We start from the raw sequence: 12,475 nt of genomic DNA, 5'->3' as shown, positions 1-12,475 counted from the left end.
GAGCGCTGGGATGAGCGGTACAGAACGCAAGGAAGACGGCCGCGGCCGGCTCGGCGCCATGGTGTCGGGCTTGGCCGTGGCCGTCGGCTGTGTGCTCTTCCTCGGCGGTTTCGTGTGGGCGGCGGTGGTCTACCAGCCGTACACGGTCCCGACCGACTCGATGTCCCCCACGGTGAAGCCCGGGGACCGGGTGCTCGCCGAGCGGATAGACGGCGCCGACGTCCGGCGCGGTGACGTGGTGGTCTTCACCGACGAGGTCTGGGGCGCCACACCGATGGTGAAGCGCGTCGTCGGGGTCGGCGGCGACAAGGTGGCGTGCTGCGACCGGGAGGGGCGGCTCACCGTCAATGGAACCCCCGTCGACGAGCCCTACCTCGACCGGGCCCCGGCCGCCCAGGGCGCGAAGGCGCCGGCCTCGCCCCAGGACTTCTCCGCCACCGTGCCCCGGGGCCAGATCTTCCTGCTCGGCGACGAACGGGCCACCTCCCTGGACTCCCGGGTCCACCTCCAGGACGCCGGCAAGGGCTCCGTGCCGCTGAGCGCCGTGCAGGCCCGGGTGGACGCGGTGGCCTGGCCGATGGACGGCATGATCGACCGGCCCTCCTCGTTCGCCGCACTGCCCGGCGGGGTGTCCGCCGCCGGGCCGCTGCCCATCCAGCTGGGCGCGATCCTGGTGGGCGTCGCACTGATCCTCGGCGGCTCGGTGTACGCACCCGTGGCGGCGCGCCTCGCCCGCCGGAGGACGGCCGCCGGAGGGGCCCGGTGACCTCCGGGGCCCGCAGGGTCGCCCGGGTGGTCCTCCTGGACCCCGACGACCGCGTCCTGCTGCTGCACGGCCACGAGCCGGACGACCCGGCCGACACCTGGTGGTTCACCCCGGGCGGCGGCTTGGAGGGCGACGAGACCCGGGAGGAGGCGGCCCGCCGCGAGCTGGAGGAGGAGACCGGGATCACGGACATCGAGCTGGGCCCGCTGCTCTGGACCCGCATCTGTTCCTTCCCGTTCGACGGGCGGCGCTGGGACCAGGACGAGTGGTACTACCTGGCCCGTACGACACAGACCGCGACGGCCCCGCGGGGACTCACCGACCTGGAACTGCGCAGCGTCGCCGGTCTGAGGTGGTGGACTTCCGCCGAACTGCTCGCGACGCGTGAGACGGTGTACCCGACCAGACTCGCCGAGCTGCTCCGCACGCTCCTCGACGAGGGTCCCCCGTGCGATCCGCTGGTTCTGGCCCCCGAAATCGTCTAATCGTCCAGGGGCGCCGGAGGCTGACGCACAATGGGGGCACGCACGGCTGAAGGGGAAACATGCCATGAGCGCCGAGGACCTCGAGAAGTACGAGACCGAGATGGAGCTGAAGCTCTACCGGGAGTACCGCGATGTCGTCGGTCTGTTCAAATATGTGATCGAGACCGAACGGCGCTTCTACCTCACCAACGACTACGAGATGCAGGTGCACTCCGTCCAGGGTGAGGTTTTCTTCGAGGTGTCCATGGCGGACGCCTGGGTCTGGGACATGTACCGGCCCGCGAGGTTCGTCAAGCAGGTCCGCGTGCTGACCTTCAAGGACGTCAACATCGAAGAGCTCAACAAGAGCGATCTGGAACTTCCGGGAGGCTGACCCCGCGCCGCCCCGCTGCCGGGCCGCCGATACGCGCGTTGCAGGAACGACCCGGTCATCCGTGTGGGTGGCCGGGTTTTCCACATCCGGGGAGTTGTCCACCAAGATCCACATCTTGGGGCGGGCCGGGGCACAGTCGGTGCCGGAGGTGGTGCCGATATGAACGCACGGGGGGCACTCGGGCGGTACGGCGAGGACCTGGCGGCACGGCTGCTGGCCGAAGCCGGGATGGCGGTGGTCGAGCGCAACTGGCGCTGTCGCGCCGGAGAGATCGACATCGTGGCGCGGGACGGCGACGCCCTGGTCTTCTGCGAGGTGAAGACGCGCCGGTCACAAGGGTTCGAACACCCGATGGCGGCGGTCGGTCCGGTCAAGGCGGACCGGCTGCGACGGCTCGCCGAGATCTGGCTCGACCGGCACGGCGGGCCACCGCCCGGCGGGGTCCGCATCGACCTGATCGGGGTGATCGTGCCCCGGCGCGGAGCCCCGGTCACGGAGCACGCCCGGGGGGTGTCCTGATGGGCTTCGCGCGAGCGTGTTCCGTGGCGCTGGTCGGCGTCGAGGGCGTGGTGGTGGAGGTCCAGGCGGACCTGGAGCCGGGGGTGGCGGCCTTCACCCTGGTCGGGCTGCCGGACAAGAGCCTGGTCGAGAGCCGGGACCGGGTGCGGGCCGCCGTGGTCAATTCCGGTGCCGAGTGGCCGCAGAAGAAGCTCACGGTCGGCCTCTCCCCGGCCTCCGTGCCGAAGAGCGGTTCGGGCTTCGACCTCGCCGTCGCGTGCGCGGTCCTCGGTGCGGCGGAGCGGATCGACCCCGCCATGATCGCCGACGTGGTGATGATCGGCGAGCTGGGTCTGGACGGCCGGGTCCGTCCGGTACGGGGCGTGCTGCCCGCCGTCCTCGCGGCGGCCGAAGCGGGGTACGAGCAGGTCGTCGTCCCCGAGCAGACGGCCGGGGAGGCGGCCCTGGTGCCGGGGATCTCGGTCCTCGGCGTCCGGAGCCTGCGCCAGCTCATCGCCGTGCTGTGCGACGAACCGGTGCCCGAGGAGCCGGTCGAGGGCCAGGGGCGTCCCGACGCCATGCTGGCCGGGCTGATGATCCCCGGCACGGGCCTCGGAACGGGGCTCGCCCCGGCCGCCGCGCTGGGCGACGGGCACCTGCCGGACCTGGCGGACGTCGCGGGGCAGCCCCGCCCGCGCCAGGCCCTGGAGGTGGCCGCGGCCGGAGGACACCATCTGCTGTTCTCGGGCCCGCCGGGCGCGGGCAAGACCATGCTGGCCGAGCGGCTGTCGTCGGTCCTGCCGCCGCTGACCCGGCAGGAATCCCTCGAAGTGACGGCGGTCCACTCCGTGGCGGGCATCCTCCCCCCGGGTGAACCGCTCGTCTCCCGGGCGCCCTACTGCGCCCCGCACCACTCGGCGACCATGCAGTCCCTGGTCGGCGGGGGCAACGGGATGCCGAGGCCCGGGGCGGTCTCCCTCGCCCACCGGGGGGTGCTTTTCCTGGACGAGGCCCCCGAATTCTCGGGCAAGGCCCTCGACGCGCTGCGGCAGCCGCTGGAGTCCGGTCATGTGGTGGTCGCGCGGGCCGCGGGGGTGGTGCGGCTGCCGGCCCGCTTCCTGATGGTGCTGGCCGCCAATCCGTGTCCCTGTGGCCGGCACAGCCTCACCGGCGCGGGCTGCGAGTGCCCGCCCTCGGTCGTCCGCCGCTACCAGGCGCGCCTGTCCGGGCCCCTCCTCGACCGGGTGGACCTGCGGGTCGAGGTGGAGCCTGTCGACCGCGCCGACCTCCTGGGGCACGGCGGCCGCGGCGAGTCGACGGCCGTCGTCGCCGCACGGGTGCGGGACGCCAGGGCGCGGGCGGCCGAGCGGCTGGTCGGCACCCCGTGGACCACGAACAGCGAGGTGCCGGGCCACGAGCTGCGGACCCGGCTGGTCGCGGCCCCGGGGGCGCTGGCGGCCGCGGAGCGGGACCTGGAGCGCGGGATCCTCACGGCCCGGGGGCTGGACCGGGTACTGAGGGTGGCGTGGACCGTGGCGGATCTGCGCGGCGCCGACCGGCCGGACGCCTCCGACGTGGCGGTCGCCCTGGAGCTGCGGACCGGAATCCAGCGCGGGGTGCCGATGGGGACGGTGCAGCGGTGACCGGGCTGACGGGGGAGCGGCGGCAGGGAGCGGGCCGGGACGACGGTCGAGACCGCGTCCCCGGCGAGGAGGCGGGCCGGGACCCGGGCCGGGGCAGGGAGCCGGAGCGGCTGGCCAGGGCCGCGCTGACCCGGGTGCTGGAGCCGGGGGACGAGCGCGCGGGGAGCTGGCTCCGGAGCACCGGACCCATCGAGCTGATGCGGAGGCTCACCGTCGAGGACGGCTCCGCCGAGAGACTGCCGGGGATGACCGCCGCACGGCTCGGGGGCTACCGGCTGCGTGCCGCATCCGTGGAGCCGGGGCGGGACCTGGCCGCCGTCGCCGCGGTGGGCGGGCGGTTCGTCTGCCCCGGGGACCGGGAGTGGCCGAGCCAACTGGACGACCTGGGCGACGCGCGGCCCGTCGGGCTCTGGGTGCGGGGGCGGCCCGATCTGCGGCTGTGGTCCCTGCGCTCGGTCGCGCTGGTCGGCGCGAGGGCCTGCACCCCGTACGGGGCGCACATGGCGGCGACCCTCGGCTCCGGGCTCGCCGAGCGGGGCTGGGTGGTGGTGTCGGGGGCGGCGTTCGGCGTGGACGGGGCCGCCCACCGCGGCGCGCTGGCCGCGGGCGGAGCGACGACGGCGGTGCTGGCCTGCGGGGTCGACGTCCCCTACCCGCGCGGGCACACCGAGTTGCTCGGGCGGCTGGCACAACAAGGTCTCATCATCGCCGAGTTGCCCCCGTCCTCCCACCCCACCCGCAGCAGGTTCATCCTGCGCAACCGTGTCATCGCCGCGCTGACCAGGGGGACGGTCGTGGTCGAGGCCGAGTACCGCAGCGGTTCGCTGGTCACCGCCCGCCAGGCGCAACGGCTCGGCCGCTTCGCGATGGGAGTACCCGGTCCCGCCACCAGCGGTCTGTCGGCAGGGGTCCACGAGTTGTTGCGCGGTGAGGGAGTGCTCGTCACCGACGCGGACGAAGTCGTCGAGCTGGTCGGGGACATCGGCGACCTTCCGCCGGTCCGCCGGGGCCCGGTGCTGCCCAGGGACCACCTGGACGCGGTCGCCGCGCGGGTCCTCGATGCGCTCCCCTACCACGGTGTCGCCCACCCCCGTGACCTCGCCCGCACCGCGGGGACGTCCGCCGACGAAACGCTCGGTCGACTGTACGAACTGCACTCACTGGGGTTCGTCGAACGAGAGGGCGACGGCTGGCGGTTGACGCCTCCATCGGCACGCAACGACGACGCGCGGCGAGGCGATACTTGACCTGGAGCATTCGGGTGAAAAGGTAAGGCCGATGACCTCGCACGATCGATCGGTGACCTGTTCAGGGCCCGCGCCCACGGCGGCGGCCCCGGCTCCCGGCGGGCGCGGACGGCGTGAACGGCGGAACGCGATCGGGCGGCAGGGATCTCCCGTCCTGCGCGGACTGCGACGTCACAGTCACGCTACGCTCACAAGGATTCCGCCCCAGACAAAAGTCCCCCAGCACTTCACGGCAGAACGGCTCAAGGCACCACATGCCCCAGCACACCTCCGGGTCTGACCGCGCGGCAGTACCACCGGTTGCGCGTGGCACTGTGCGCCCTCCCGCCCCCTCCTCCCTCGACGAGTTGTGGCGCTCCTACAAGACCACGGGCGACGAGCGGCTGCGGGAGCAGCTGATCCTGCACTACTCGCCGCTCGTGAAGTACGTCGCGGGCCGGGTGAGCGTGGGGCTGCCGTCCAACGTCGAGCAGGCCGACTTCGTCTCCTCCGGGGTCTTCGGACTGATCGACGCCATCGAGAAGTTCGACATCGAACGGGCCATCAAGTTCGAGACGTACGCGATCACCAGAATCCGCGGCGCGATGATCGACGAACTCCGGGCCCTGGACTGGATCCCGCGGTCCGTCCGGCAGAAGGCGCGGAACGTGGAGCGTGCGTACGCCACGCTGGAGGCGCAGTTCAGGCGCACGCCGTCGGAGTCCGAGGTCGCCTCGGAGATGGGCATCGCGCTGGAGGAACTGCACGCTGTTTTCAGCCAGTTGTCGCTGGCGAATGTGGTCGCCCTGGAGGAGTTGCTGCACGTCGGAGGCGAGGGCGGCGACCGACTGAGCCTGATGGACACCCTGGAGGACACCGCCGCCGACAATCCGGTGGAGGTCGCCGAGGACCGCGAGCTGAGAAGACTGCTCGCGCGGGCCATCAACACCCTGCCCGACCGCGAGAAGACCGTGGTGACCCTCTACTACTACGAGGGCCTCACCCTCGCGGAGATCGGCAACGTCCTCGGGGTGACCGAGAGCCGGGTCAGCCAGATCCACACCAAATCCGTGCTCCAGCTCCGGGCGAAGCTGGCCGACGCGGGTCGCTGACGTCCCCCTCCCGGCACTCTCCGGCCATCCGATCGGCGGCCGTGCCCTTCCCCCGCACGCCTGCCGCCGTAGAGTGGAGGCGTGCCCAGGATTCGAGCGGCCTCAGTGGCCGAGCACCGGACCATGCAGCGCGGCGCCCTCCTGGACGCCGCGCGCTCCCTGCTGTCCGAGGGCGGTACGGAGGCGCTGACCTTCCCCGCGCTCGCCGAGCGCACGGGCCTCGCCCGGTCCTCCGTGTACGAGTACTTCCGCTCCCGTGCCGCCGTCGTCGAGGAGCTGTGCGCCGTCGACTTCCCCGTCTGGGCGGCCGAGGTCGAGAACGCCATGCAGGGCGCCGAGACGCCCGAGGCGAAGATCGAGGCGTATGTGCGCCGGCAGCTCGACCTCGTCGGGGACCGTCGGCACCGCGCGGTCGTCGCGATCTCCGCGAGCGAGCTGGACGCGGGCGCCCGGGAGAAGATCCGGGCCGCGCACGGCGGGCTGATCGCCATGATCGTCGAAGCGCTCGGAGACCTCGGCCACGCACAGCCGAGGCTGGCCGCCATGCTCATGCAGGGTTCGGTCGACGCCGCCGTGCGCCGTATCGAACTGGGCGTCGCGGAGGAGCCGGACGTCATCGCGGACACCGTCGTCGCGATGGTGCTGCGCGGTGTGAGCGGCTGACCCGGACGGCGTCGGCCTCCGGCACCTCGAACACCGGCAGCAGCCGCGAGGGGCCTCTCCGCAGCAGTGAGGGCGGCAGCAGCGAGAGCGGGTCCAGATAGGCGTCCCCGCGCCGCAGCCCCCAGTGCAGACAGCCTTCCGCGCAGTGGGACGGCCCCTCCTCCAGCACTCCGACCGGCTGCCCTGCCCGGGTGCTCGCGCCCTCCTCGACCAGCGCCCGCACCGGTTCGTACGTGGTGCGCAGCGGTGGCCAACCGCTGCCGGCCACCTCGATGGCGACCACCCCGCGTCCCGCCACCCGCCCCGCGAACGACACCCGGCCGTCGGTGGCCGCCAGCACCCGGGCGCCCGGCCCCGCCGCGAGGTCCACGCCGCGATGTCCGGGCCCGTACGGACCGGCGGGCGGCTCCCACCCCCGTAACACCGCGGGCCTCCCCGTCAGCGGCCAGCTCCGGGCACCGCCGCCCGTGCTGCCGTCAGTGCCGCTGTCCGCACCGCCGTCCAGGGCGGTGTCCGCACCGCCTTCCGCTCCGCTGTCTCTGCCGGTGACCGCCCCCGGCGCGGGCGCCGGAGCCCCGGCCGGCACGGCGGACCCGCCCGGGGGCGCAGGGGCGGCCGGGAACAGCACGTACAGCAAGAACACGGAGAGCAGCACGAGCGGGGTGCGGTGGGCGGGGGAGCGGCGTGGGCCGGGCTGATGGCGCATGCCGTCACGATGGCCCGGAGGCCGGGATTCCGGGGATCGCGGACCGTTCCTGTGGACTACTCGCCGGTTGTGGATATCGCGCCCACCCGGCCGTGGACATCGCCGTCACCCGGTTGTGGACATCGCCGTCATCAGGCACCCGACGGGTCCCGTACACTTCTTACGGCGATCCGGGTCACCGGGTCGACTTCGCACGCCCCGCCACCTCCCTCTTCTCGGAGGTGGCCGCGCTCCTCGGTCCCTCGTGGCACGGCGCGTCGGGGCGTCAGGCGCGACCGCAAACCTGCGGACGCGATAACCGAGCACCTCAAGGAGTACGGCCATGGCCGTCGTCACGATGCGGGAGCTGCTGGAAAGCGGCGTCCACTTCGGTCACCAGACCCGTCGCTGGAACCCGAAGATGAAGCGCTTCATCTTCACCGAGCGCAACGGCATCTACATCATCGACCTGCTCCAGTCGCTGTCGTACATCGACCGCGCCTACGAGTTCGTCAAGGAGACCGTCGCCCACGGCGGCTCCATCATGTTCGTGGGTACGAAGAAGCAGGCCCAGGAAGCCATCGCCGAGCAGGCGACGCGCGTCGGCATGCCGTACGTCAACCAGCGTTGGCTCGGTGGCATGCTCACCAACTTCTCCACCGTCTACAAGCGCCTTCAGCGTCTGAAGGAGCTCGAGCTCATCGACTTCGAGGACGTGGCCGCCTCCGGCCTCACCAAGAAGGAGCTCCTGGTCCTCTCGCGCGAGAAGGCCAAGCTGGAGAAGACCCTCGGTGGTATCCGCGAGATGCAGAAGGTGCCCAGCGCCGTCTGGATCGTCGACACCAAGAAGGAGCACATCGCCGTCGGTGAGGCGCGCAAGCTCCACATCCCGGTCGTCGCGATCCTCGACACCAACTGCGACCCCGACGAGGTCGACTACAAGATTCCGGGCAACGACGACGCGATCCGCTCCGTCACCCTGCTCACCCGCGTGATCGCCGACGCCGTCGCCGAGGGCCTCATCGCCCGTTCCGGTGCCGCCACCGGTGACTCGAAGCCGGGCGAGAAGGCCGCCGGCGAGCCCCTCGCCGAGTGGGAGCGCGACCTGCTCGAGGGCGACAAGAAGGACGAGACCGCGGCTGCCGCCGAGGTCCAGACCTCCGCCGAGACCGAGAAGGTCGCCGACGCCGAGAAGCCGGCCGAGGCCGTCGCCGAGGCCGAGGCCGCTGTCGAGGCTCCGGCCGCCGCCGAGGCCCCGGCCGCCGACGCGGACGCCGAGCAGGCCTGACACCCGTCACGGCTGCTGACGGCGGGGGCCGACGCCACAAGCGTCGCCCCCGCCGTTCACCCGTAGATCTTTCAGACTTCGAGAGAGACATACAGACTCATGGCGAACTACACCGCCGCTGACGTCAAGAAGCTCCGCGAGCTCACCGGCGCCGGCATGATGGACTGCAAGAAGGCGCTCGACGAGGCCGACGGCAACGTCGACAAGGCCGTCGAGGCGCTCCGTATCAAGGGCCAGAAGGGCGTCGCCAAGCGCGAGGGCCGTTCTGCCGAGAACGGTGCCGTCGTCTCCCTCATCTCCGAGGACCAGACGTCCGGCGTCCTCCTCGAGCTGAAGTGCGAGACGGACTTCGTCGCCAAGGGCGAGAAGTTCCAGGCCGTCGCCAACACCCTCGCCGCTCACGTCGCCGCGACCTCCCCGGCCGACATCGAGGCGCTGCTCGCCTCCGAGATCGAGGCCGGCAAGACCGTCCAGGCGTACGTCGACGAGGCCAACGCCAACCTCGGCGAGAAGATCGTCCTGGACCGCTTCGCGCAGTTCACCGGCGCCTACGTCGGTGTGTACATGCACCGCACCATGCCCGACCTGCCCCCGCAGATCGGTGTTCTGGTCGAGCTGGACAAGGCCGACGCCGAGCTGGCCAAGGGCATCGCGCAGCACATCGCCGCCTTCGCCCCGAAGTACCTGTCCCGTGAGGACGTCCCGGCCGAGGTCGTCGAGGCCGAGCGCCGCGTCGCCGAGGAGACCACGCGCGCCGAGGGCAAGCCCGAGGCCGCGCTCCCGAAGATCGTCGAGGGTCGGGTCAACGGCTTCTTCAAGGAGGCCACTCTCCTGGGCCAGCCGTACGCGCTGGACGCCAAGAAGTCGGTCCAGAAGGTCCTGGACGAGGCCGGTGTCACCCTGAAGCGCTTCTCGCGCATCAAGGTCGGCATCTGAGTCCGTCCGGGCGAACAGCACCGAACCCGATAAGGTCTGGTGCAGTCGACGGCCGCACCCACGCCGGACGACCGCAGATCTGACGAGGAGGCCATTGCCGCTGTAGGGACACCAGACCCACCGGCAATGGCCTTCTTCGTATGTGCACGAGGAGAATTTCCATGGACAAGGGCGCGGACGCCATTCAGGCCGACGGCAAGGGCGACGACGACAAGGGTTCCGGGCGCTTCATGCTGAAGCTCTCCGGCGAGGCCTTCGCCGGTGGCGGCGGACTCGGCGTCGACCCCGACGTCGTGCACACCATCGCCCGCGAGATCGCCGCCGTCGTACGCGACGGCGCCCAGATCGCGGTGGTCATCGGGGGAGGCAACTTCTTCCGTGGCGCCGAGCTCCAGCAGCGCGGCATGGACCGGGCCCGGTCCGACTACATGGGCATGCTCGGCACCGTCATGAACTGCCTGGCACTCCAGGACTTCCTGGAGAAGGAAGGCATCGACTCACGCGTCCAGACCGCCATCACCATGGGCCAGGTCGCCGAGCCGTACATCCCGCTCCGCGCCGTACGGCACCTGGAGAAGGGGCGCGTGGTGATCTTCGGTGCCGGTATGGGCATGCCGTACTTCTCCACCGACACCACCGCCGCCCAGCGCGCCCTGGAGATCGACGCCGAGGCGCTGCTCATGGGGAAGAACGGCGTGGACGGGGTCTACGACTCCGACCCGAAGACCAACCCCGACGCGGTGAAGTTCGACGCACTGGAGTACGGCGAGGTGATCACCCGCGATCTGAAGATCGCCGACGCCACCGCCATCACGCTCTGCCGTGACAACCAGCTCCCGATCCTCGTCTTCGAGCTGACCACCGAGGGCAATATCGCTCGCGCGGTCAAGGGTGAGAAGATCGGCACGCTTGTGAGCGACGCGAGCACTCGGGCCTGACGGCCCCCCAGGATGGACAACGGCCTGCCGGTCGGACACCGTGCAGGTGAGGACGCGACGCAGGACCCGCAGGGCCAGGCGATGACGACGCCGGGCCCACCCAAGACACGCAGGAGCACGTGGTGATCGAAGAAATCCTCCTCGAGGCCGAGGAGAAGATGGAGAAGGCCGTTGTCGTCGCGAAAGAGGACTTCGCCGCGATCCGTACCGGCCGCGCGCACCCGGCGATGTTCAACAAGATCGTCGCCGACTACTACGGCGCGCTGACCCCGATCAACCAGCTGGCCTCGTTCTCGGTTCCCGAGGCGCGGATGGCCGTCGTGACGCCGTTCGACAAGACCGCGCTGCGCAACATCGAGCAGGCGATCCGCGACTCCGACCTCGGCGTCAACCCGAGCAACGACGGCAATATCATCCGGGTGACCTTCCCCGAGCTCACCCAGGACCGCCGCAAGGAGTACATCAAGGTCGCCAAGACCAAGGCCGAGGACTCCAAGATCTCGATCCGCTCCATCCGCCGCAAGGCCAAGGAGACCCTCGACAAGCTCGTCAAGGACAAGGAGTCCGGCGAGGACGAGGTGCGCCGCGCCGAGAAGGAGCTCGACGACACCACCGCGAAGTACGTCGCGCAGGTGGACGAGCTGCTCAAGCACAAGGAAGCCGAGCTGCTCGAAGTCTGATGAACGACTCTACCTGGGGTGCCCCGCAAGGAGCCGGTTACTGGGGCACGCCCGAGATGAGGGCTGCCCCGGCGGGTCCTGCCCACGATGTGCATGGCGCCCAGCAGACTCGGCCCATGCCCAACGTGCCGGACGTTCCCGACGCAGGTAGAGACGCACAGAGCCGCGACGACCGGGACAGGGATGCCGCTCACGTCAGCGGCCCCCTGTTCCGTGACGAGAAGCCGCAGGAGCCCATGTCCACCCCGCTGCCGCCCCCGCCGCAGAAGAAGCGCGCGGGGCGTGATCTGCGCGCCGCCATAGGGGTGGGCGTGGGTCTCGGCGCCGTCATCGGCGTCTCGCTGTTCATCGTGAAGGCCGCTTTCATCGGCGTGATAGTGGCCGCCGTCGTCGTCGGCCTCTGGGAGCTGACCACCCGCCTCCAGGAACGCAAGGGCATCAAGGCGCCCCTGGTGCCGCTGGCCGTCGGCGGAGCCGCGATGGTCATCGCCGGCTACGCGCGGGGGCCCGAGGGGGCCTGGATCGCGATGGCCCTGACCGCCCTCGCGGTGCTGGTGTGGCGTATGACCGAGCCGCCGGACGGGTATCTCAAGGACGTCACGGCCGGGGTCTTCGCGGCGTTCTACGTCCCCTTCCTGGCCACCTTCGTCGCCCTGATGCTGACGGCGGACGACGGGTCGTGGCGGGTCCTGACCTTCCTCATCCTCACCGTGGTCAGCGACACGGGGGCGTACGCGGTCGGCTGGCGCTTCGGCACGCACAAGCTCGCCCCGCGCATCAGCCCCGGCAAGACCCGCGAGGGACTACTGGGCGCGGTCGCCTTCGCGATGGTCGCCGGCGCGCTGTGCATGGAGTTCCTGATCGACGACGGCGCCTGGTGGCAGGGCCTGCTGCTCGGCCTCGCGGTCGCGGCCAGCGCCACCCTCGGCGACCTGGGCGAGTCCATGATCAAGCGGGACCTCGGGATCAAGGACATGGGCACCCTGCTCCCCGGCCACGGCGGCATCATGGACCGGCTGGACTCGCTGCTGCCGACCGCGCCGGTCGTCTGGCTGCTGCTGGTGCTGTTCGTCGGCTCCGGCTGACCGCCTCGGCGTCCCGACACCCCGTCCCACCTGCACGTTTCACGAGTGAGGGTCCGTCGTCCACAGGGCGGCGGGCCCTCACCCGTCTGTCTGCGAC

14 protein-coding genes are annotated in these 12,475 nt (G+C 71.3%); 13 read left to right on the top strand and 1 reads right to left on the bottom strand.

What is annotated here, in order from left to right; all coding sequences use genetic code 11:
- The first annotated feature begins 10 nt into the window (after window positions 1-10).
- The 8 genes from lepB to IE272_RS32910 all read left to right on the top strand — a co-directional run bounded on the left by lepB (window position 11) and on the right by IE272_RS32910 (window position 6,766).
- Window positions 11-766, top strand: coding sequence for a signal peptidase I (gene lepB, locus IE272_RS32945; RefSeq protein WP_190009375.1), 756 nt, complete (start codon window positions 11-13; stop codon window positions 764-766).
- The gene (locus IE272_RS32940; protein WP_190009374.1) at window positions 763-1,251 is read left to right on the top strand and encodes an NUDIX hydrolase; all 489 of its coding nucleotides are present in this window, start codon (window positions 763-765) and stop codon (window positions 1,249-1,251) included. The genes lepB and IE272_RS32940 overlap by 4 nt, the downstream gene beginning before the upstream one ends.
- A gap of 64 nt (window positions 1,252-1,315) precedes the next feature.
- Window positions 1,316-1,624 carry a DUF2469 domain-containing protein gene (locus tag IE272_RS32935; RefSeq protein WP_003965949.1) on the top strand — a complete coding sequence of 103 codons (309 nt, stop codon included), beginning with the start codon at window positions 1,316-1,318 and terminating at the stop codon, window positions 1,622-1,624.
- Window positions 1,625-1,783: 159 nt separating this feature from the next.
- Window positions 1,784-2,143: a YraN family protein gene (locus IE272_RS32930; protein ID WP_050358587.1), complete on the top strand. Its 360-nt coding sequence runs from the start codon at window positions 1,784-1,786 to the stop codon at window positions 2,141-2,143.
- Window positions 2,143-3,765, top strand: a complete 1,623-nt coding sequence (locus tag IE272_RS32925) for a YifB family Mg chelatase-like AAA ATPase (RefSeq protein WP_190009372.1) — start codon at window positions 2,143-2,145, stop codon at window positions 3,763-3,765. The genes IE272_RS32930 and IE272_RS32925 overlap by 1 nt, the downstream gene beginning before the upstream one ends.
- Window positions 3,766-3,899: 134 nt before the next feature.
- Complete coding sequence (dprA, locus tag IE272_RS32920; protein ID WP_190009409.1) at window positions 3,900-5,012, top strand: DNA-processing protein DprA; 1,113 nt, start codon at window positions 3,900-3,902, stop codon at window positions 5,010-5,012.
- Window positions 5,013-5,266: 254 nt separating this feature from the next.
- Window positions 5,267-6,103, top strand: a complete 837-nt coding sequence (gene whiG / locus IE272_RS32915) for an RNA polymerase sigma factor WhiG (RefSeq protein WP_050358585.1) — start codon at window positions 5,267-5,269, stop codon at window positions 6,101-6,103.
- Between the two features lie 105 nt (window positions 6,104-6,208).
- Window positions 6,209-6,766, top strand: coding sequence for a TetR/AcrR family transcriptional regulator (locus tag IE272_RS32910; RefSeq protein WP_050358584.1), 558 nt, complete (start codon window positions 6,209-6,211; stop codon window positions 6,764-6,766).
- Here the strand turns inward: IE272_RS32910 and IE272_RS32905 are convergent.
- Window positions 6,717-7,472 carry a M23 family metallopeptidase gene (locus IE272_RS32905; RefSeq protein WP_190009370.1) on the bottom strand — a complete coding sequence of 252 codons (756 nt, stop codon included), beginning with the start codon at window positions 7,470-7,472 and terminating at the stop codon, window positions 6,717-6,719. The two genes, IE272_RS32910 and IE272_RS32905, sit on opposite strands and share 50 nt — an antisense overlap.
- Window positions 7,473-7,794: 322 nt before the next feature.
- On the opposite strand from IE272_RS32905, the gene rpsB reads away from it, so the two are divergent.
- From rpsB to IE272_RS32880, 5 genes are all read left to right on the top strand, one after another.
- Window positions 7,795-8,739, top strand: a complete 945-nt coding sequence (gene rpsB / locus IE272_RS32900; protein WP_007452482.1) for a 30S ribosomal protein S2 — start codon at window positions 7,795-7,797, stop codon at window positions 8,737-8,739.
- Window positions 8,740-8,838: 99 nt separating this feature from the next.
- Window positions 8,839-9,675, top strand: coding sequence for a translation elongation factor Ts (tsf, locus tag IE272_RS32895; protein WP_018960720.1), 837 nt, complete (start codon window positions 8,839-8,841; stop codon window positions 9,673-9,675).
- Between the two features lie 161 nt (window positions 9,676-9,836).
- On the top strand, window positions 9,837-10,613 hold the full coding sequence (gene pyrH, locus IE272_RS32890) for a UMP kinase (RefSeq protein ID WP_007452480.1): 777 nt from the start codon (window positions 9,837-9,839) through the stop codon (window positions 10,611-10,613).
- A 122-nt stretch (window positions 10,614-10,735) separates the two neighbouring features.
- Entirely contained in the window at window positions 10,736-11,293 is a 558-nt protein-coding gene (frr, locus tag IE272_RS32885) for a ribosome recycling factor (RefSeq protein ID WP_018960718.1), read from the top strand.
- Window positions 11,293-12,378 carry a phosphatidate cytidylyltransferase gene (locus IE272_RS32880; protein ID WP_056704198.1) on the top strand — a complete coding sequence of 362 codons (1,086 nt, stop codon included), beginning with the start codon at window positions 11,293-11,295 and terminating at the stop codon, window positions 12,376-12,378. The genes frr and IE272_RS32880 overlap by 1 nt, the downstream gene beginning before the upstream one ends.
- Window positions 12,379-12,475 lie beyond the last annotated feature (97 nt).

It is taken from the genome of Streptomyces anulatus (assembly GCF_014650675.1).
Lineage (GTDB): Bacteria > Actinomycetota > Actinomycetes > Streptomycetales > Streptomycetaceae > Streptomyces > Streptomyces anulatus.
Note: the sequence above shows the minus strand (reverse complement) of the source record. Positions and strands in the feature narration are given on the sequence as shown.